Below are 18,390 nucleotides of genomic sequence, written 5' to 3' on the forward strand. Positions count from 1 at the left end.
CGCACCCGTAACGCGCGACCCAGAACACTGCGGCACCCCTCTTCCAGGAATAGCCAGCCTGAGAATCCTAATCCTCACGGCGGTGTTCCGGTTCACCCCAGCACGGGGGTGAACGGCGACGCGAAATCGCGAGGGCGCGACATCCGCGCCGTTGCAGGCATCCCGCTCCGGCGGGGTTTTCCCATTTCTGCGTGCGGTGAACATTACTTGATCGGGAATCGACATAATTCGGTCGAAACGGCGGCAACTTTTGCTTGACGATCGGTGTTCGGCACCCCTAGATTCGTGACCGTACGCGCGCGTGCCCAGGTATTCCGAACGTGCGCCCGGCACTTGGAACCAATGGAGGTCTCATGCTCACCCCCTTGCACAACGTCGCCGCCCGGCTCGTCGCCGGGTTGATCGCGGCAGTGCTCGTCATCGGATCCGTCGCGTTCGCGGCGGTGCCGGCCCAGGCCCACCCCGGCGCCCACGTCCTGATATTCACGAAGACGACGCAATTCCGGCATACGGACGCGATCGACAAGGGCACGCCACTGATCGTGGCCGCGCTCGCCGCCGAGGGGATCGAGGCGACGCACACCGAGGACTCGACGCTGTTCAACGACACCGAGCTCGCGAAGTACGACGCCGTGATCATGTTCCAGGCGTCGGGCGATCCGTGGAACGCCGAACAGAAGGCAGCCCTCGAGCGGTACCAGCAGGCCGGCGGCGGCATCGTCGCGATCCACAACGCGACCGACATGCGCGGCAACTACCCCTGGTGGGACCAGCTCGTCGGCTCGCTGATGCCCGGGCACGCCGCGACCGGCACCGACCCCGGCCTGCGCGGCACGGTGCGGATCGAAGACGACACGCACCCGTCGACCGAGCACTTCGAGGAGAGCCGCTGGGAGCGGTCCGACGAGTGGTACAACTTCTCCAACAACGTGCGCGGCACCGCGCACGTGCTCGCGTCCATGGACGAGTCGACGTATGACGCCGGCGGCAACAAGATGGGCTACGACCACCCGATCTCGTGGTGCAAGCCGTACGACGGCGGTCGTGCGTGGGCCACGGCGATGGGGCACTTCGGCTCGCACTACCAGGAGCCCGCGTTCATGCAGCACATCGTGGGCGGCGTGAAGTACGCAGCCGGCGTCGAGCAAGGCGACTGCGGCGGCACGGTCTGGGACAGCTTCGAGAAGGTGCCGCTCGACCAGAACACGTCGGCACCGTTCGCGATGGACATCGCCGACGACGGTCGGGTCTTCTACACCGAACTCGTGCGTGGGCAGGTCCGCATGTGGGACCCCGCCACGAACGACGTCACGACCGTGCTCGAGCTCGACGTCTACTCGGGCGGTGAGGACGGCCTGCTCGGCATCGCCCTCGACCCCGACTTCACCGAGAACGGCCGACTCTACCTGTACCGTTCGCCCGACGCGCCGAACAACTCCGACCCGTCGAGCTTCTTCAGCCGCGTCTCGCGGTTCACGATGGAGAACGGCGTCATCGACCCCGCCACCGAGGAGCTCATCATCGAGGTGCCGGCACGGCGCCTGCCCGATGAGCCTGGCCACACCGGCGGTGGGCTGGACTTCGACGCCCAGGGCAACCTGTACCTCGGCGTCGGCGACGACGTGAACCCGCACTCCGAGCCCTCAGGCGGCTACGCGCCGCTGTCGACCCGGCCCGGCACGTTCCACGACGCGCGCGAGACCTCGGCGAACACGAACGACCTGCGCGGCAAGCTGCTGCGCATCACCCCGAAGGCAGACGGCCCGGGCTACACGATTCCCGAGGGCAACCTCTTCGACGAGGCCGCCGACGCCGCGAACAAGACGCTGCCCGAGATCTATGCGATGGGATTCCGCAACCCGTTCCGGTTCTCGGTCGACCAGAAGACCGGTGCGATCAGCCTCGCCGACTACTCGCCTGACAACGGCACCGACGCACCCGCGACGCGCGGCCCCGCCGGCATCGCCGAGTGGAACTACATCACGAGCCCCGGCAACTACGGCTGGCCGCTCTGCATGGGTGACAACGAGCCGTTCCGCGATGTCGACTACACGACGAACCCGGTGACGGTCGGAGAGTTCTTCGACTGCGCCAGCCCGATCAACGACTCACCGCGCAACACGGGCCTCACGGAGCTTCCGGCCGCTCGTGGTGCCGACATGTTCTACGGCTACAAGCGCTCGTCGGTCCCCGGAATCATCCCCCAGGGCGGCGGTCTCGCTCCGATGGGCGGCCCGGTGTACAACTACGACCCGGCGCTCGTGTCCGACACGAAGTTCCCGGCCTCGTACGACGGCAAGCCCTTCTTCTACGAGTGGGCACGCAACAAGATGTACTCCATCCAGCTCAAGGACCCCGCGGCCTCGTCGGGCTCGCAGGTGGAGAAGGTCAACGCGTTCCTTCCCCAGGAGCAGTTCCTCGCACCGATCGATTCGCGGTTCGGTCCCGACGGCTCGCTCTACGTGCTCGACTGGGGCGGTGGATTCGGGCGAGACAACCCGAACTCGGGCCTGCACCGCATCGACTACATCTCGGGCTCGCGCTCCCCGGTGGCGAAGGCCACGTCCGACAAGGACTCCGGCCAGGCGCCGCTCACGGTGGCATTCGACGGTTCGGCCTCGTTCGACCCCGAGAACGCGGCACTCGCGTACGCCTGGGACTTCGACGGCGACGGCACGGTCGACGCGACCACCGCGCAGGCCAGCCACACGTTCGCGTCGGAGGGCGTGTTCGACGCGCGGCTGACGGTCACCGATCCCGACGGCAAGACCGGCACCACGACGGTGCCGATCACCGTGGGGAACACGCGGCCCGACGTCGCGATCTCGCTCCCGCCGAGCGGCGCGTTCTTCGACTTCGGCGACGATGTGTCCTGGGCCGCCCAGGTGACGGATCCCGAGGACGGCACGATCAACGGTGACGACCTCATCATCCAGCCCGCACTCGGACACGACGAGCACGCCCACCCGCTGACGCCGCTCAGCGGCTTCACCGGAACGACCGCGACGAGCCTCGGCGGACACGCACCCGACGAGGACATCTTCTTCGCGATCGACGCGCGGTACACCGACCGCGGCGGCGCCGGCGGCGCGAACCCGCTCACGGGGTCGCAGACGACGCTCCTGTATCCGAAGGTCAAGCAGGCGGAGTTCTTCGACTCGGCCTCGGCGGGCATGAAGACCGGACCGAGCCGTGATGTCGAGGGCATCGCCGGCGACCTCGTGATCACCGGCGGCGACGGCGCCTGGGCGCACTACGACCCGGTGAACTTCCACCGGATCGACGACCTCGCGCTGCGGGTGTCGGCGAACACCGCGGGATCGAGCATCGAGCTTCGCAAGGGAGCCGTCGACGGCGAGCTGCTCGCCACCGCGGACGTCCCGGCCACGGGCTCGATGCGGTTCACCGATGTCATCGTCGACGTGAGCGCCTTCCCGAACGAGACGCTCGACCTCTACGTCGTCTTCCGCGGCGGTGAGATCAAGCTCAACTTCCTCGAGGCGATCGGCCGGGGAGCCTCGCCCGTGGCGGCGCCCACGGTCGCGATCACGGCACCCCAGCAGGACGTCCAACTCGAGCCCGGGCAGGACGTCACCGTCGCCGCGGACGCCGCGGACACGCAGGGCGAGGTCTCGAAGGTCGAGTTCTTCGTCGACGGCGTGTCGATCGGCGCGGACGACTCCGCCCCGTACTCGGCGACCTGGACCGCTCCCGAGGAGGGCCTGTACGAGCTCACCGCGGTCGCGACCAACACGGGTGACAAGTCGAAGACCTCGCGCATCGTCCTGGCTCAGGTCGGCGAGCTGTTCGGCGACCTCGTGCCGTTCACGAACGCCGAAGGCACCTTCGAGCGCATCGGCGACGGGAAGTTCCGCATCAACGGTGCCGGCGACAACACCTGGCAGGGCACCGACGAGTACTCGACGCTCTTCGCGCCGGCCGGTGGCGACGACAACTGGGAGGCGGTCGTGAAGATCGACGCCCAGGAGAACACGAACGGGTCGGCCAAGGCGGGCCTCATCGTCCGCAACGACGTGACCCTGCCGGGTACGTCGCCGGGCTACGCGCTGGTCGGCATCCGCCCGAACGGCGGGGTCGAGTTCCTCACCGACCCCGACGGCAACGGGCAGCTGAACGCCTCCGTGGCAGGCGGCACGACGAGCTACCCCACGTGGGTCAAGCTCAAGCGCGATGCGTCGGGCTACACGGCGTACTTCTCGAAGAACGGCACGTCGTGGACGCAGGTCGGCGGAGCGGTCACGCTCGCCGGGGCTGCGGCAACCCAGGACGTGGGCATGTTCATGGTGTCGCACTCGGCGACCGAGGGAACGGTCGACTTCGCGGACTTCGCGATCGACACCGACCCGGCCGGACCTCAGCCGGTCGAGCCCCTCCAGCCGCTGGCCTGCCCGACCGGACCGCTCTCCGACGAGTTCGACGCACCCGCGCTGGCTCCGTCGTGGGCGCTGCGCTCCGACCCGGCGAAGCCGATCACCCAGTCGGGTGGAACGCTGAACCTGCCGGTGACCACGGGCGACATCAACGAGGCCGCGACCGGCCCGGTGAGCTTCGCGGGCAAGCCGCTGCCCGCCGGCGCCTGGGAGGCGACCACGAAGATCACGCTCGCGCACACGTCGCACTGGCAGTGGGCCGGACTGGTCGTGCACCAGAACGACAACGAGTACAACAAGCTCGCGTTCGTGCGGGGCCAGGGCGGTGGACGGTTCATCGAGTTCCAGAGCGAGACCGCGGGCTCCCGGACCACCCCGGCTGCCCCGGCATTGGCCACGGACTTCCCGTCGACCATCCACCTCAAGCTGACGAGCAACGGCACTGTGCTGACGGGCGCGTACTCGGCCGACGGCCAGACGTGGACGGCACTCACCGGCCAGCTGCAGCTCAAGCAGAACGCGCGCATCGGCGTGATGGCGGCCGGTGACCTGGGCACGACCCCGGTCACGGCCCAGGTGGACTGGTTCCGCTTCAGCCCCGAGCCCGCACCGGGCGAACTGGTCGGTCCGAACGACGAGTTCGACGGAACCGCGCTCGACGGCTGCCGCTGGGACCAGAGCGTGCGCTACGACTCGAACAACGCGAAGGTCGCCGACGGACACCTGAAGATCACGACCCAGCCGGGCGACATCAACGGTGCCAACCCCATCTCGCCGCGCAACTTCATCCTCACCAAGGCTCCCGAGGGAGACTGGGTGGCGACGACGAAGTTCAAGGCGCCGCTGAAGCACCGCTGGCAGCTCGCAGGCCTGCTGATGTGGGCCGATGACGACAACTACGTCAAGGCGGATGTCGTGGCCACCAACAACCCGGGCACGGCCCTCAACCTGAAGGCCGAAATGGCCGGCGAGGCGAACGGCACGGGCTTCGGGAGCCGCAACATCGAGATCCCCGACTCCAGCGAGAGCGGGTACTGGTACATCCGGGTCACGAAGACCGGCGACCAGTACACGTCGGAGGTGAGTGACGGCGGAGTCAACTGGACCCCGATCGGCACGTCGGCGATCACGTTCGACAAGCCGCTGCGCGGCCTCGGGCTGATGGCCATCGGCCCCCAGCAGGAGGAGCCCGTCGTCGTCGAGTTCGACTCCTTCCACCTCGAGCAGGAAGTCGACGACACCACCGCACCGACGACCAGCCTCACGTGGGCTCCCGACGCGCCGGACGGCGAGAACGGCTGGTACCGCACGGCGCCGAAGTTCACGCTCGCGGCGACCGACGGCGACGGTTCGGGCGTGACCTCGACCGAGTACGCGATCGGCGACGGCGCGTGGACGGCCTACGATGCTCCGGTCGAGCTGTCCGGGCAGGGCGAGGTCTCCGTGTCGTACCGCTCGACCGATGAGGCCGGCAACGTCGAGGAGAAGGGCACTGCCACGGTGAGCGTCGACACGGTCGCCGCCGCCACAACGGCCACGGTCGAGGAGGTCGAGGGGGGCGTCCGCGTCACCCTGGCCGCCGTCGACGACACGTCGGGCGTGGCAGGCACGCAGTACCGTCTCGACGGCGGGGAGTGGGCGGCGTATGCCGAACCGATCCTCGTGACCGGCGCCGGCGACCACACGGTGGACTACCGGTCCACCGACAAGGCGGGTCATGTCGAAGTCGACCAGACGGCGACCGTGACGATCGGCGAGGATCCCGGTCCCGTCGAGCTGAAGCTCACGAGCGCGGCGGCGTCGCAGTGCGTCGACAGGATCGCACAGGTCGCGGTCTACGCCACCAACGCGGGTAATGTCTGGGCCGACATGCGGATCGACACCCCGTGGGGCACGCATGAGGTCGAGAAGGTCGCGCCCGGCGCGACCGTCTACCACCTGTTCGACACCGGATCGGCGAAGGTGAAGAAGGGCACCGCGACGGTCACGGCCTTCCACTCGGACGGCAGCCGCGACTACGACGCCACTCAGAAGGCGGCGTTCGCGCAGGTCAACTGCAAGTAGGCGATCACCCGCATGCCCGCGGCCCCGGCAGTTCGACTGCCGGGGCCGCGGCGTGCTGTGCGCGAGTTCTGCTCCGCGCCGTCGAAACGGTGCGGAAGCGCGGCTCCGGTCGCGCCCCTGCCCTGTTCCGCCGGGCCGCGACTTCGACCACGGATCGGGCAAAGCAATAGGCTTTCTCGGACCGCCGAACGACAAGACGAAGTCGTTACCATCAACTTTCATCGAAGGACTAGCAAAAGTCGCCGGATGTGTGCCACTATTACCGACATGACAACGGACGTCAGCGTACTGACCCGAACACTGCGGGCGGCATTCATCGGCGGCGGCTTCATGGCCGCAGTGCACTCCCGCGCCGCCCGCGCCGCCGGGGCCGAGTTGGTGGGTGCTGCGTCCTCCTCCGCGAAGCGTGCGGCCGATGCCGCAGCACGGCTCGGCCTCGCCGGCTCGTTCGACTCGGTCGACGCGCTCCTCACCGATCCCTCGATCGACGTGGTCCACGTGTGCACGCCCAACGCCACCCACGCCCCCCTCGCCCGCGCCGTGCTCGAGGCCGGCAAGCACGTCATCTGCGAGAAGCCGCTCGCGACCGGTTCCGCCGATGCCGCCGAGCTCACGGCGCTCGCCGCCGAGCGCGGCCTCGTCGCATCCGTCCCCTTCGTCTACCGGTTCCACCCGATGGCACGCGAGGCTCGGGCCCGCGTCGCATCCGGCGAGCTCGGCGCACTCGCGACCGTGCAGGGCGAATACCTCCAGGACTGGCTCGCGAACGCGACCGACGACGACTGGCGCGTCGACACCGCCCTGGGCGGCCCATCTCGAGCCTTCGCCGACATCGGCTCCCACCTCGTCGACCTGGTGGAGTTCACCTCGGGCGACCGCATCGTCCGGCTGAGCGCCGCAGCCCGCACCGTTCACGCGAACCGCGTGAAGCACGCCGACATCTCGACCGAAGACCTCGCGGCCGTCGTCGTCGAACTGGCGAGCGGGGCGGTCGGCACCCTGCTGGTGTCGCAGGTCGCGCCCGGGCACAAGAACGGGCTCGTCATCGAGCTCTCGGGCGCCGACGCGACCGTGCGGTTCGAGCAGGAGCGGCCCGACCGGCTCTGGCTCGGCCGCGTGAGCGGATCGCAGCTCGTCGAGCGCGATCCTGCCGCCCTGGCGCCCGATGCCGCCCGGCTGTCGCGCGTCCCGGCGGGACATCCGATGGGCTATCAGGACGCCTTCAACGCGTTCGTCGCCGACAGCTACGCGGCGATCAGGGGAGAGGCGCCCGACGGGCTGCCGACCTTCGCCGACGGGCTGCGGGCGGTTCAGGTGACCGAGGCGGTCCTCGCCTCGGCGGCATCACGAGACTGGGTGGAGGTGCCCGCATGACCGAGCCGATCCTCATCGCCGAGGGGCTCGAGAAGTCCTTCTTCGGCGTCCAGGTGCTCCGGGGCGTCGGACTGACGTTGTACCCCGGCGAGGTGCACGGCCTCATCGGTGAGAACGGCGCCGGCAAGTCGACGTTCATGAAGATCCTCGCGGGAGTGTACGAGCGCGACGCCGGCACGATCCGGCTGGCCGGCGAAGAGGTGGACTTCCAGCACCCCGTGCAGGCCGCTCGCGCGGGTCTCGCGACGGTGTTCCAGGAGTTCAACCTCCTTCCCGAGCGCACGGTCGCCGAGAACGTCTTCGTCGGGCGCGAGCCCAAGCGCGGCGGATTCGTCGACCGCAAGGCGATGGTGCGCAAGACCCGCGAACTGCTCGCCGACCTCGGCATCGATTCGATCGAGGCGGATGCTCCGGTGCGTAGCCTATCCGTGGCCGAGCAGCAGATCGTGGAGATCGTGAAGGCGCTCTCGACCGACGCCCGGGTGATCCAGATGGACGAGCCGACGGCGGCGCTGGCCGACCACGAGGTCGAGCTCCTCTACGCGATCGTCCGGCGGCTGCAGGAGCGCGGCGTCGCGATCATCTACGTGTCGCACCGCCTCAAGGAGATCTTCGACCTCTGCGACTCCATCACGGTGCTGAAGGACGGCGCGCTCGTCTCGACCGGTCCGGCCTCCGAGCTCGACACCGACGAGCTGGTCCGCCGCATGGTCGGTCGGCCGATCGAGGCGTACTACCCCGACCCCGAGCCGGGTACCGAACTCGGCGAACCGCGCCTGGTGCTCCGCGGCGTCGGCAACGCCTACGTCGACGGCGTCGATCTCGAGCTGCGTGCCGGCGAGATCGTCGGTGTCGCGGGCCTGCAGGGATCCGGCCGTACCGAGCTCGTCGAGGGCGTGTTCGGCATCACGCCGTTCACCCGCGGGCAGATACTGCTCGACGGCGCCGAGATCACCATCACGAGCGCGAGGCGCGCGGTGCAGAAGGGCTTCGCGCTCATCACCGAGGACCGCAAGGCACAGGGCCTCGCCCTCAACCAGTCGGTCCTCGACAACGCGCTGCTCGTGATCCGTTCCGTGTTCGCCCGCCGCACCCGTACCGTGCGACGGGAGCTGCCCGGCGTGCTGTCCAGCCTCGAGGTGGTCTTCCGCGGTGTCGACCAGGAGGTGCAGTACCTCTCCGGCGGCAACCAGCAGAAGGTCGTCCTCGCGAAGTGGCTGGCGACTGCGCCGCGCGTCGTGCTGCTCGATGAGCCGACGCGCGGCATCGATGTCGGCGCAAAGGTCGCCGTCTACCGGCTCATGCGCCGTCTGGCGAAGGAAGGGGTTGCGATCCTCATGATCTCCTCGGAACTGCCCGAGGTCATCGGCATGTCCGACCGCATCGTCGTGATGCACGACGGCCGCGCGTCGGCGGAGCTGCCGGCGCGCAGCGACGAGGCCACCATCCTCACCGCCGCGACCGGCTCGGTCTCGGCCATCGACCTCGTGGGAGGTGCGGAATGAGCACCATCGCCCCGGCGAAGCAGCGTCGCCGTCGCCGGCAGCTCGACGCCACCTTCATCGTCGGTGTCGCCCTGGTCGTGGTCATCGTCGTGGGCGCGATCCTCGTCTCGACCGTCGGTCGCAACTTCTTCAGCCCGGGCAACATCCGCGACATCCTCACCGGGATGAGCGTGCTGGGCTTCGTCGCGATCGGCCAGACCCTCGTGATCCTGTGCGCGTCGCTCGATCTCTCCGTTCCCTACGTGATCAGCCTCTCGAGCCTGATCGCAGCCGATCTGATGCAGGGGAACCCGGCGAACATCCCGTTCGCGGTGCTCGTCACCCTCGCCGTCGCGGCGGTGATCGGTCTCGCGAACGGGCTGATCGTCACCAAGCTCAAGGTCAACGGCTTCATCGCCACGCTGGGCACCGGCCTCATCATCAAGGGCTACCTCGACTCGACCTACAAGGGCACGAGCGGCAATGTCCCTTGGGAGTTCCAGCTGATCGGCGCCACGGGGCTCGGCCCGATCCCGGTGTCGACGCTCCTCATGCTCGCGACGGCGCTCCTCGCCGCACTGTTCCTCTCGCGCACGCGCATCGGACATCAGATGTTCGCCGTCGGCGGCAGCGAGCAGGTCGCCCGACTGTCGGGCATCCGCACCGCCCGGCCGATCATCGTCGCACACGTGCTCTGCTCGATCGCGGCGGCGCTCGCGGGCCTGCTGCTCGCCAGCCGGCTCGGCGTCGGGAGCCCGACCGTCGGCACCCAGGGCGGCTACGACCTGCTCTCGATCGCCGCGGTCGTGCTCGGTGGAACCCTGCTCATGGGTGGCCGCGGCTCGATCTGGGGCACGATCGGCGGCGTCGCGATCTTCGCCGTCATGGACAGCGTGATGAGCGTCATGCAGGTGAACCCGTTCCTCAAGGACGTGGTGCGAGGCGTCGTCATCGTGGCGGCCGTCGCGATCTACACGAGTCGCAACCTCGATCGTCGTCGGCCCCGCTTCGGCCCGGGCGGATCGGTCGCAGCGATCACCGACGCCCCCACCGCCGAGAAGCCGTCGATCACGAAGGAAGGAGCGAAGCGATGACCACCGTCACGGAAGCCGCGCCCACGACCGGCGAGCGCATCGCCGCCCTGGGGCGCAACCTGATCAGCCCGCGTGGGGCCGTGTTCCTCCTGCTCGCGGTGCTGTTGGTGGCGATCACGATCCTCAACCCGTCGTTCGCAGAACCCGGCCAGTTCATCCGGTTCATCCAGCGGGTGGCCCCGGTCGCGATCGTCGCGATCGGACAGTACTTCGTCATCGTCGGCGGCGAGTTCGACCTGTCGATGGGGTCGGTCGTGACCGCACAGGTGGTCATCGCCGGCAACCTCATCGGCGAGGACGACGCGAAGTCGATCCCGGTGCTGCTCCTGATGCTCGCCTTCGGTGCGCTCATCGGACTGGTGAACGGGCTGATCGTCTCCTTCCTGAAGGTGCCGAGCTTCATCGTCACCCTCGGCATGATGCTCGCCCTGCTGGGCGGGGTGCTCTACTGGACCGGCGGCGCCGCCACCGGCAACCCCGCCGACAACTTCAGGGAGATCGGCAGGGGCGGCATCCGCGACCTTCCGGTCATCGAAATCCTGCCGTGGTCGGTCGTCGTGCTCGCGGCCATCCTCGCGCTTGCGATCTGGTTCTCGCGCCGGCCGTTCGGTCGCACGATCATCGCCCTCGGCGACAACGCCACGACCACCGGCTTCGCGGGAGCACGCACCTGGTGGGTGAAGACCTCGACGTTCGTCATCTCGTCGCTCTCGGCCACGGTCGCCGGGGTGCTGCTCGTCGGCTATGCCGGCGTCCACCCCAGCGTCGGCAGGGGATACGAGTTCATCGCGATCACCGCGGTCGTGCTCGGCGGCGTGGTGCTCGGAGGCGGGCGCGGCTGGGTTGTCGCAGCGGTGGCGGGAGCGTTCGCGCTCGAGGCGCTGTTCACGCTGCTGAACTTCGCCGGCATCCCGTCGACCTGGCGCGACGCCGTCCAGGGCGTGATCATCATCCTCGCCGTCGCCTACGCGGCCACGACCTTCCGGGCACGCCGGAAGGGCCACGCGCTGGAGGCGCCCGCCTCGCATCCGTCACCCGATGCGTCCCAGACTTCGCCCGAGACGGCGAACCAGACTTCGCCCGCACCCGGAGCGAAGGAGTCGGATGACCCGTCATCCGCTCGTCCTGCAGCAATTCCCTCATCGCAGAGGGCTGACAACGAAACCAAAGGAGGTTCGTGATGCGACGCAAGTTCACTGTGGTATCGGCCATGGTCGGCGCTCTCGCGCTGATGACGCTCGCCGGTTGTACGACCGATCCGAACGTGGCCGCCCCGTCCGCAGAGGCGGAGACCACTGAGGAGGCGGTCGAGTGGTTCGACCAGGCGCTCTTCGACAAGCAGGACGCCGAGCGCGACGTCGTGCCCGAGGGCCCGGAGGACCAGCCGTGGCTCCAGTACATCAACGCGGAGATGGTGGACACGTCCTCGTTCGCCAGCGAGGGCGCGAAGAAGGCGTGCTTCGCCAACGCCTCGATCTCCAACCCGTGGCGCCAGACCGGCTGGATCACCATGAACCAGCAGCTGAAGGTGCTCCAGGAGGCCGGGGCGATCTCCGAGATGGAGACGCGCGACGCGCAGGATTCCGATGACACGCAGATCGCCGACATCGACTACTTCATCAACGAAGGCAACTGCGACGTCTTCATCATCTCGCCGAACTCCACCGCGGCGATGACGCCGGCCGTCGAGCGTGCGTGCGACACGGGCAAGCCCGTGATCGTGTTCGACCGCGGCGTGCAGACCGACTGCCCCGTCACGTTCATCCACCCGATCGGTGGATTCGCGTGGGGCATCGACACGGCCGAGTTCCTCATCGGCGAGCTCGAGGAAGGCGACAAGGTCGTGGCGCTCCGCATCCTGGCCGGCGTCGACGTCCTCGAGCAGCGCTGGGCCGCCGCCGAGAAGCTGTTCGACGAGGCCGGTATCGAGGCAGTCGACTACTTCACGGGTGCCGACCCCGCCGAGATCAAGAAGATCATCTCCGACGAGCTCGCCAAGGGCGACGTGCAGGGCGTGTGGATGGATGCCGGTGACGGCGCCGTCGCGGCCATCGAGGCGTTCGAGGACGCCGGCGTCGACTACCCCGTGATGACGGGTGAGGACGAGATGAGCTTCCTCCGCAAGTGGAAGGAGACCGGGCTCACGGGCCTCGCGCCGGTGTACTCCAACTTCCAGTGGCGCACGCCGCTCCTCGCGGTGCAGAAGATCTTCGCCGGCGAAGAGGTGCCGAAGGAGTGGGTGCTGCCCCAGTCCCCGATCGCCGCGGAGGAGGTCGACGAGTACCTCGCGCTCAACGAGGGCATGCCCGACGGCCACTACGCGAAGTTCGGTGGCGAGGACCTGCCCGGCTACCCGCAGGTCTGGGAAGAGCGCGTGATGCCGTAAGCCTCAGCTGATCACCAACACCCCGTCGGTCGAGTAGCGCGAAGCGCGTATCGAGACCACACGCTCGATCGTGGTCTCGATACGCTCGCTTCGCTCCCTACTCGACCGACGGAGCAATTCAAGGAGCAAAACATGCGCCGCACGATCGGTGTGAACACCTGGGTCTGGACCTCACCGCTGGATGACGACTCATTGGCCGATCTCGCGGCGAAGGCGGCCGCCATGGGCTTCGGATCGATCGAACTCCCGATCGAGCAGGAGGGGGACTGGTCACCCGATGCCGCGGCCGACGTGCTCGCCGAGCATCGTCTGCTTCCCGTGGTGATCGGGGCGATGGGTCCCGGCTGCAACCTGGTGGCGGCACCGGGCTCCGAGGTCGTCGCGACGCAGAACTACCTCGTGCACTGCGTGAAGGTCGCGCAGCGCCTCGGCTCCCGCGTCGTGGCCGGTCCCTTCACCGCGTCGACCGGACGCACCTGGCGCATGGACGATGCCGAGCGCGCCGCGCGCTACGACGAACTGCGGGCGGGTCTCGCGCCCGTGGTGCGGCAGGCGGAGGAGCGAGGCATCCGTCTCGCGATCGAGCCGCTGAACCGCTACGAGACGAGCCTCGTGAACACGGTCGACCAGGCCCTCGATGCCCTGGGGCCGCTCCTCGGCCCCGGACTCGGGCTCGCGCTCGACAGCTACCACCTGAACATCGAGGAGAAGGACATCGGCGCGGCGATCCGCGCCGCGGGGGAGCACATCGCCTACGTGCAGGTGTGCGGCAACGATCGGGGCGCGGTCGGCGACGACCACATCGACTGGCCGGGCTTCCTCGACGCGCTCGACGACGCCGGCTACGCCGGACCGCTCGGCCTCGAGAGCTTCACCGGCGAGAACGCCACGATCGCGGTCGCCGCATCGGTGTGGCGTCCGCTCGCCGACTCGCAGGACGACCTCGCGCAGCGGAGCATCCGCTATCTCGACGCTTTGCAGAATAAGAGGGACGGACGATGACCGACCGACCCGGCACCGCATCAAGGAGGATTCTGTGACCCGACCGATCACGTTGTTCACCGGCCAATGGGCCGACCTGCCGCTCGAGGAGGTCGCCCGACTCGCATCCGGCTGGGGCTACGACGGCCTCGAGATCGCCTGCTGGGGCGACCACCTCGACCCGTGGCGGTGGGACGACGATGACTACATCGCCGACCGGCTCGCGCTGCTCGAGCGGCACGGTCTCAAGGTCTACGCCATCTCGAACCACCTCAAGGGCCAGGCCGTCTGCGACGACCCGATCGACGCCCGCCACCGCGACATCCTCTCGGCGAAGGTGTGGGGCGACGGCGACCCTGAAGGCGTTCGCCAGCGCGCCGCCGAAGAGATGAAGCACACCGCGCGTCTCGCGGCCCGCCTCGGCGTCGACACGGTCGTCGGCTTCACCGGCTCGGCGATCTGGAAGTACGTGGCGATGTTCCCGCCCGTCTCGCAGGAGATGATCGACGCCGGCTACCAGGACTTCGCCGATCGCTGGAACCCGATCCTCGACGTGTTCGACGAGGTCGGCGTGCGCTTCGCCCATGAAGTGCACCCCTCCGAGATCGCCTACGACTACTGGACCACCGTGCGCACGCTCGAGGCGATCGGGCACCGCCCGGCGTTCGGCCTGAACTGGGACCCGAGCCACATGGTCTGGCAGGACCTCGACCCGGTCAGCTTCCTCTGGGACTTCCGCGACCGCATCTACCACGTCGACTGCAAGGACACGAGGAAGCGCATGGCGAACGGCCGCAACGGCCGCCTCGGCTCGCACCTCGCGTGGGCCGACCCGCGCCGCGGATGGGACTTCATCTCGACGGGCCACGGCGACGTGCCCTGGGAGGACGCGTTCCGCATGCTCAACACGATCGACTACCAGGGCCCGATCTCGATCGAGTGGGAGGACGCCGGCATGGACCGCCTCATGGGCGCGCCCGAGGCCCTCGAGTTCGTGCGCCGCCTCGCGTTCGACGCGCCCGACGCGGCCTTCGACGCGGCGTTCAGTACGAAATAGCGTCGTCGCCGCCTGAGAACGACGGATGCCGCGGGGTGTGTGTTCCCCCGCGGCATCCGTATTTCTGCCTGGTACCGGCCGGTGCTAGACCTTCGCCATGCCCGGTGCGCCGATGACCATCTCCTCGATGTTCGCGGGCGAAAGGGCGTGGTGGATCGCGAGCATGCAGGCGCCGAGCACAGCGGCGTCGGCCCCGGCCTTCGACTGGGTGATCTGCAGGTGCTCGGTGGCGAGCGGCATGGAGCGCGTGTAGACGATCTCGCGCACGCCCGCGATGAGGTGCTCGCCCACCTGCGCTGCCGAGCCGCCGATGACGATGACCGACGGGTTGATGAGGCTCACGCAGGTGTTCAGCACCTCGCCGATGTCGCGGCCGGCCTGGCGCACGGCCTGGATCGCGTCGATGTTGCCGCGCTTGACGAGCTCGACGACGTCTTGGCCGGTCTCGGCGCTGAGTCCCATCTCACTGAGGGCACGGGCGAGTGCGGGCCCTGAGGCGAGCGCCTCGAGGCAGCCGCGGTTGCCGCACTTGCACGGGACGTCGGCGCCGCGCGCCACGTAGACGTGGCCGATGTCGCCCGCGGTGCCCTGCGCGCCGCGCTGCAGGATGCCGCCCGAGATGACGCCGGAGCCGATGCCGGTGGCGACTTTGACGAACATGAGGTGATCGACCTCGGGCCACGAGAGCTCGCGCTCGCCGAGGGCCATGATGTTGACGTCGTTGTCGACGAGCACCGGCACGTCCCAGCTGTCGTGGAACCAGCCGGGCACGTCGAAGCGGTCCCAGCCGGGCATGATCGGAGGGTTGATGGGGCGGCCGGTGCTGTACTCGACGGGACCGGGCAGGCCGATGCCGATCGCGAGCACGTCGCTCGGTGAGCGACCGAGCTGGGCGAGCAGATCGTGACCGGCGCTCGACACCCAGCTGAGCACGGCCTCGGGGCCTTCGGCGACCTGGATGGGCTCGTTGCTCTCGGCCTGCAGGCGACCCGTGAGATCGCTCACCGCGATGCGCACATGCGACGCGCCGACATCGACGCCGAGGACGACCCGGCCGCTCGCCGCGATGGCGAACTGGCTCGAGGGGCGACCGCCGGTCGAGACCGCGTCGCCGACGGGGCCGACGAGGCCGAGCTTCATGAGCGCATCGATGCGAAGTGCGACGGTCGAACGGGCGAGGCCGGTCATCGTCGAGAGTTCCGTGCGAGTGCGTGGGCGGCCGTCGCGGAGGATCTGGAAGAGGTCGCTCGCTACTGAGGATCCGAGGGCGGTGACGTGCCCGTCGCCCCCCTCGCGACTTATGTCGGTCATAGTCTTATTATTCCATGCCTTCTGGTCAAAGGGTGCGCGCTTCGGCCGTTTGAGCGAACTCGATTCGGTGGCCGTGATGGATAGCAGAGCGATCCATGCTTTCCCATGGATCGCCTGTTCCGTCGCGCCTTGCAATGAAAGTCACGCTATCTTCGGCATAAGTGGGGCGCAAGGGTTCGTCCTTACAGCGTGATCTCGGTGGAAGCCGGATCGGGAACGTCGCCGAGCACGCCGAGCGGGGCGAACACCCGATCAGCGATAGGTTCCACGTCACGCCCACGCCATGCCCGCGGCATCCGCCATTCCGCGCTCGCCCACCCCTCGAATCGGGGTATCGCGGTCAGGCACGCGAGGCGTGGTGTCTGGCGCGAAGTTCTGCAACGACTGGAACCTCTACCACCTCTCGGATCGCCTGCGCATGAAGGGCTGGCTCGTCCCCGCCTACCCCATGCCCGACGACATGAGCGACCTCACGGTGCAGCGCATCGTCGTGCGCAACGGCCTGAGCCGCGACCTCGCCGACGACCTGCTCGAAGACATCCGCACCGAGACCGCGTGGCTCGACGCGCTGAGCTCGCCGATGCCGACCGAGGGGCAGAGGCCCGGGTTCCACCACTGAGCCGACGATGAGCACGGATGCCGCGGCGATGAGTTCCCCGCGGACGCACCGAGCGACCCCGGGGGACATCCGCTCGATTCGGCTCGCGATCAGGCCTCTGGTAAGCTGGCTCGTTGGCTGGGTACTTCCACTGCCCAGACCGTCGACGATCCCTCACGAATTCGCGAGCAATCGCGGGTGTTCGCGCGGAATCGTCAGCAGACAAGAGACCTTGGGAGGGGCATCCGCCCCTCGGTACTGGAGGAAAGAACAATGGCAGCAGTGTGCCAGGTGACCGGAGCCGTTCCCGGCTTCGGACACAACATCTCGCACTCGCACCGCCGGACGAAGCGCCGCTTCGACCCGAACGTGCAGAGGAAGACCTATTACGTGCCGTCGCTGCGTCGCAACATCACCATCAACGTGTCCGCCAAGGGCATCAAGGTGATCGACGCCCGTGGCATCGAAGCAGTGGTCAAGGACATGCAGGCACGTGGGGTGAAGCTCTAATGGCGAAGGCACAGGACATCCGGCCGATCATCAAGCTTCGGTCGACCGCCGGCACCGGGTACACCTACGTGACCCGCAAGAACCGCCGCAACAACCCCGACCGTCTCGTGCTCAAGAAGTACGACCCCGTGGTGCGCAAGCACGTCGACTTCCGAGAGGAGCGCTAAGACATGGCGAAGAAGAGCAAGATCGCGCGCAACGAGCAGCGCAAGGTGATCGTCGACCGCTACGCGGCCAAGCGCCTCGAGCTGAAGAAGGCGCTCGTCGACCCGAACGGCACCGACGAGTCGCGTGAGGCCGCCCGCGTCGGCCTGCAGAAGCTTCCCCGCAACGCATCGCCGGTGCGCGTGCGCTCGCGTGACGCCATCGACGGTCGCCCCCGCGGCAACCTCTCGAAGTTCGGCATCTCGCGTGTGCGCTTCCGCGACATGGCGCACCGTGGCGAGCTTCCCGGCATCACGAAGTCGTCGTGGTGACACGACGACAGTAGGCAAAGCCGAGCACATCAACTCGCGCTCTGCGCGAGCTGGTAAGCAGCAGCTTCACCGAAAGGGGCGGCCCGAAAGGGGCGCCCCTTTCGTCGTCCCTGGGACATCCGATCACGCCCCGACCCGGCGACACGCCGTGCGAAGGTTCGGAAAAAGGCCGGAAATCCGCGAGATTCCGCGGATCTCTGTTACATTCGAGGCGGCCTGAAGGCCACGGGGGCGTTCGAACGATCGTTCCCACTCCAATCAAGTTGCTGTACTTTTCACAGCGGAAGTCCTGAGGAGGACATTCAATGGCTGACACGCTGAACAAGTCCGAGCTCGTCGCGAAGATCGCTTCGTCGACCGGCCAGAGCCAGGCCACCGTCGACGGCGTGCTCAACGGCCTGTTCGAGGCGCTCGCCGAGTCCGTCGGCTCGGGCACCAAGGTCTCCATCCCCGGCTGGCTCGCCGTCGAGCGCACGCACCGCGCTGCGCGCACCGGCCGCAACCCGCAGACCGGCGCCACCATCGAGATCCCGGCCGGCTACTCGGTCAAGGTCTCGGCCGGTTCGAAGCTCAAGGCTGCCGCCAAGTAGGCAGTGCCTTCAGAGGGGGCGTGCGGCGTGAGCCGTGCGCCCCTTCGTCGTCCCGGGTGCATCCCGGCGCCCCC

General features: G+C 68.4%; 13 protein-coding genes and 1 pseudogene. 13 read left to right on the forward strand and 1 reads right to left on the reverse strand.

What is annotated here, in order from left to right; translation table 11 throughout:
* Positions 1 to 353: 353 nt before the first annotated feature.
* The 8 genes from LQ757_RS01405 to LQ757_RS01440 all read left to right on the forward strand — a co-directional run bounded on the left by LQ757_RS01405 (position 354) and on the right by LQ757_RS01440 (position 14,831).
* Positions 354 to 6,455 carry a ThuA domain-containing protein gene (locus tag LQ757_RS01405; RefSeq protein ID WP_231045418.1) on the forward strand — a complete coding sequence of 2,034 codons (6,102 nt, stop codon included), beginning with the start codon at positions 354 to 356 and terminating at the stop codon, positions 6,453 to 6,455.
* Between the two features lie 267 nt (positions 6,456 to 6,722).
* Positions 6,723 to 7,829 carry a Gfo/Idh/MocA family protein gene (locus LQ757_RS01410; protein WP_231045419.1) on the forward strand — a complete coding sequence of 369 codons (1,107 nt, stop codon included), beginning with the start codon at positions 6,723 to 6,725 and terminating at the stop codon, positions 7,827 to 7,829.
* Positions 7,826 to 9,334 (forward strand): sugar ABC transporter ATP-binding protein, encoded by a 1,509-nt coding sequence (locus LQ757_RS01415; RefSeq protein ID WP_231045420.1) that lies wholly within the window; start codon positions 7,826 to 7,828, stop codon positions 9,332 to 9,334. Before LQ757_RS01410 ends, LQ757_RS01415 begins: the two co-directional genes overlap by 4 nt.
* Positions 9,331 to 10,407, forward strand: a complete 1,077-nt coding sequence (locus LQ757_RS01420; protein WP_231045421.1) for an ABC transporter permease — start codon at positions 9,331 to 9,333, stop codon at positions 10,405 to 10,407. Before LQ757_RS01415 ends, LQ757_RS01420 begins: the two co-directional genes overlap by 4 nt.
* Entirely contained in the window at positions 10,404 to 11,588 is a 1,185-nt protein-coding gene (locus LQ757_RS01425; RefSeq protein WP_231045422.1) for an ABC transporter permease, read from the forward strand. The genes LQ757_RS01420 and LQ757_RS01425 overlap by 4 nt, the downstream gene beginning before the upstream one ends.
* Positions 11,588 to 12,793, forward strand: coding sequence for a substrate-binding domain-containing protein (locus LQ757_RS01430; RefSeq protein WP_231045423.1), 1,206 nt, complete (start codon positions 11,588 to 11,590; stop codon positions 12,791 to 12,793). The genes LQ757_RS01425 and LQ757_RS01430 overlap by 1 nt, the downstream gene beginning before the upstream one ends.
* Positions 12,794 to 12,925: 132 nt before the next feature.
* Positions 12,926 to 13,795, forward strand: a complete 870-nt coding sequence (locus LQ757_RS01435; protein WP_231045424.1) for a sugar phosphate isomerase/epimerase family protein — start codon at positions 12,926 to 12,928, stop codon at positions 13,793 to 13,795.
* Between the two features lie 34 nt (positions 13,796 to 13,829).
* Positions 13,830 to 14,831, forward strand: a complete 1,002-nt coding sequence (locus tag LQ757_RS01440; protein WP_231045425.1) for a sugar phosphate isomerase/epimerase family protein — start codon at positions 13,830 to 13,832, stop codon at positions 14,829 to 14,831.
* 84 nt (positions 14,832 to 14,915) lie between these two features.
* Here LQ757_RS01440 and LQ757_RS01445 read toward each other — a convergent pair whose 3' ends face one another.
* Positions 14,916 to 16,142, reverse strand: a complete 1,227-nt coding sequence (locus LQ757_RS01445; protein WP_231045426.1) for an ROK family transcriptional regulator — start codon at positions 16,140 to 16,142, stop codon at positions 14,916 to 14,918.
* 382 nt (positions 16,143 to 16,524) lie between these two features.
* Here LQ757_RS01445 and LQ757_RS01450 point away from each other — a divergent pair.
* From LQ757_RS01450 to LQ757_RS01470, 5 genes and pseudogenes are all read left to right on the forward strand, one after another.
* A pseudogene (locus tag LQ757_RS01450) lies at positions 16,525 to 16,761 on the forward strand (glutamate decarboxylase); the annotation flags it as partial.
* A gap of 252 nt (positions 16,762 to 17,013) precedes the next feature.
* Positions 17,014 to 17,250 (forward strand): 50S ribosomal protein L28, encoded by a 237-nt coding sequence (rpmB, locus tag LQ757_RS01455; protein WP_231045428.1) that lies wholly within the window; start codon positions 17,014 to 17,016, stop codon positions 17,248 to 17,250.
* On the forward strand, positions 17,250 to 17,417 hold the full coding sequence (gene rpmG / locus LQ757_RS01460) for a 50S ribosomal protein L33 (RefSeq protein WP_022892462.1): 168 nt from the start codon (positions 17,250 to 17,252) through the stop codon (positions 17,415 to 17,417). The genes rpmB and rpmG overlap by 1 nt, the downstream gene beginning before the upstream one ends.
* Positions 17,418 to 17,420: 3 nt before the next feature.
* Positions 17,421 to 17,726 carry a 30S ribosomal protein S14 gene (gene rpsN / locus LQ757_RS01465; RefSeq protein WP_231045429.1) on the forward strand — a complete coding sequence of 102 codons (306 nt, stop codon included), beginning with the start codon at positions 17,421 to 17,423 and terminating at the stop codon, positions 17,724 to 17,726.
* A gap of 305 nt (positions 17,727 to 18,031) precedes the next feature.
* Positions 18,032 to 18,316: an HU family DNA-binding protein gene (locus LQ757_RS01470; RefSeq protein ID WP_231045430.1), complete on the forward strand. Its 285-nt coding sequence runs from the start codon at positions 18,032 to 18,034 to the stop codon at positions 18,314 to 18,316.
* Positions 18,317 to 18,390: the final 74 nt, after the last annotated feature.

The organism is Agromyces cavernae (genome assembly GCF_021044935.1).
GTDB classification, from domain to species: Bacteria; Actinomycetota; Actinomycetes; order Actinomycetales; family Microbacteriaceae; genus Agromyces; species Agromyces cavernae.

What these genes read in the sequence shown, in the direction of transcription:
- LQ757_RS01405 (WP_231045418.1), top strand. Translation starts at nt 354, where the DNA reads ATGCTCACCCCCTTGCACAACGTCGCCGCCCGGCTCGTCGCCGGGTTG.
- rpmB (WP_231045428.1), top strand. Translation starts at nt 17,014, where the DNA reads ATGGCAGCAGTGTGCCAGGTGACCGGAGCCGTTCCCGGCTTCGGACAC.
- LQ757_RS01430 (WP_231045423.1), top strand. Translation starts at nt 11,588, where the DNA reads ATGCGACGCAAGTTCACTGTGGTATCGGCCATGGTCGGCGCTCTCGCG.
- LQ757_RS01470 (WP_231045430.1), top strand. Translation starts at nt 18,032, where the DNA reads ATGGCTGACACGCTGAACAAGTCCGAGCTCGTCGCGAAGATCGCTTCG.
- LQ757_RS01415 (WP_231045420.1), top strand. Translation starts at nt 7,826, where the DNA reads ATGACCGAGCCGATCCTCATCGCCGAGGGGCTCGAGAAGTCCTTCTTC.
- LQ757_RS01420 (WP_231045421.1), top strand. Translation starts at nt 9,331, where the DNA reads ATGAGCACCATCGCCCCGGCGAAGCAGCGTCGCCGTCGCCGGCAGCTC.
- rpsN (WP_231045429.1), top strand. Translation starts at nt 17,421, where the DNA reads ATGGCGAAGAAGAGCAAGATCGCGCGCAACGAGCAGCGCAAGGTGATC.
- rpmG (WP_022892462.1), top strand. Translation starts at nt 17,250, where the DNA reads ATGGCGAAGGCACAGGACATCCGGCCGATCATCAAGCTTCGGTCGACC.
- LQ757_RS01445 (WP_231045426.1), bottom strand. Translation starts at nt 16,142, where the DNA reads ATGACCGACATAAGTCGCGAGGGGGGCGACGGGCACGTCACCGCCCTC.
- LQ757_RS01410 (WP_231045419.1), top strand. Translation starts at nt 6,723, where the DNA reads ATGACAACGGACGTCAGCGTACTGACCCGAACACTGCGGGCGGCATTC.
- LQ757_RS01435 (WP_231045424.1), top strand. Translation starts at nt 12,926, where the DNA reads ATGCGCCGCACGATCGGTGTGAACACCTGGGTCTGGACCTCACCGCTG.
- LQ757_RS01425 (WP_231045422.1), top strand. Translation starts at nt 10,404, where the DNA reads ATGACCACCGTCACGGAAGCCGCGCCCACGACCGGCGAGCGCATCGCC.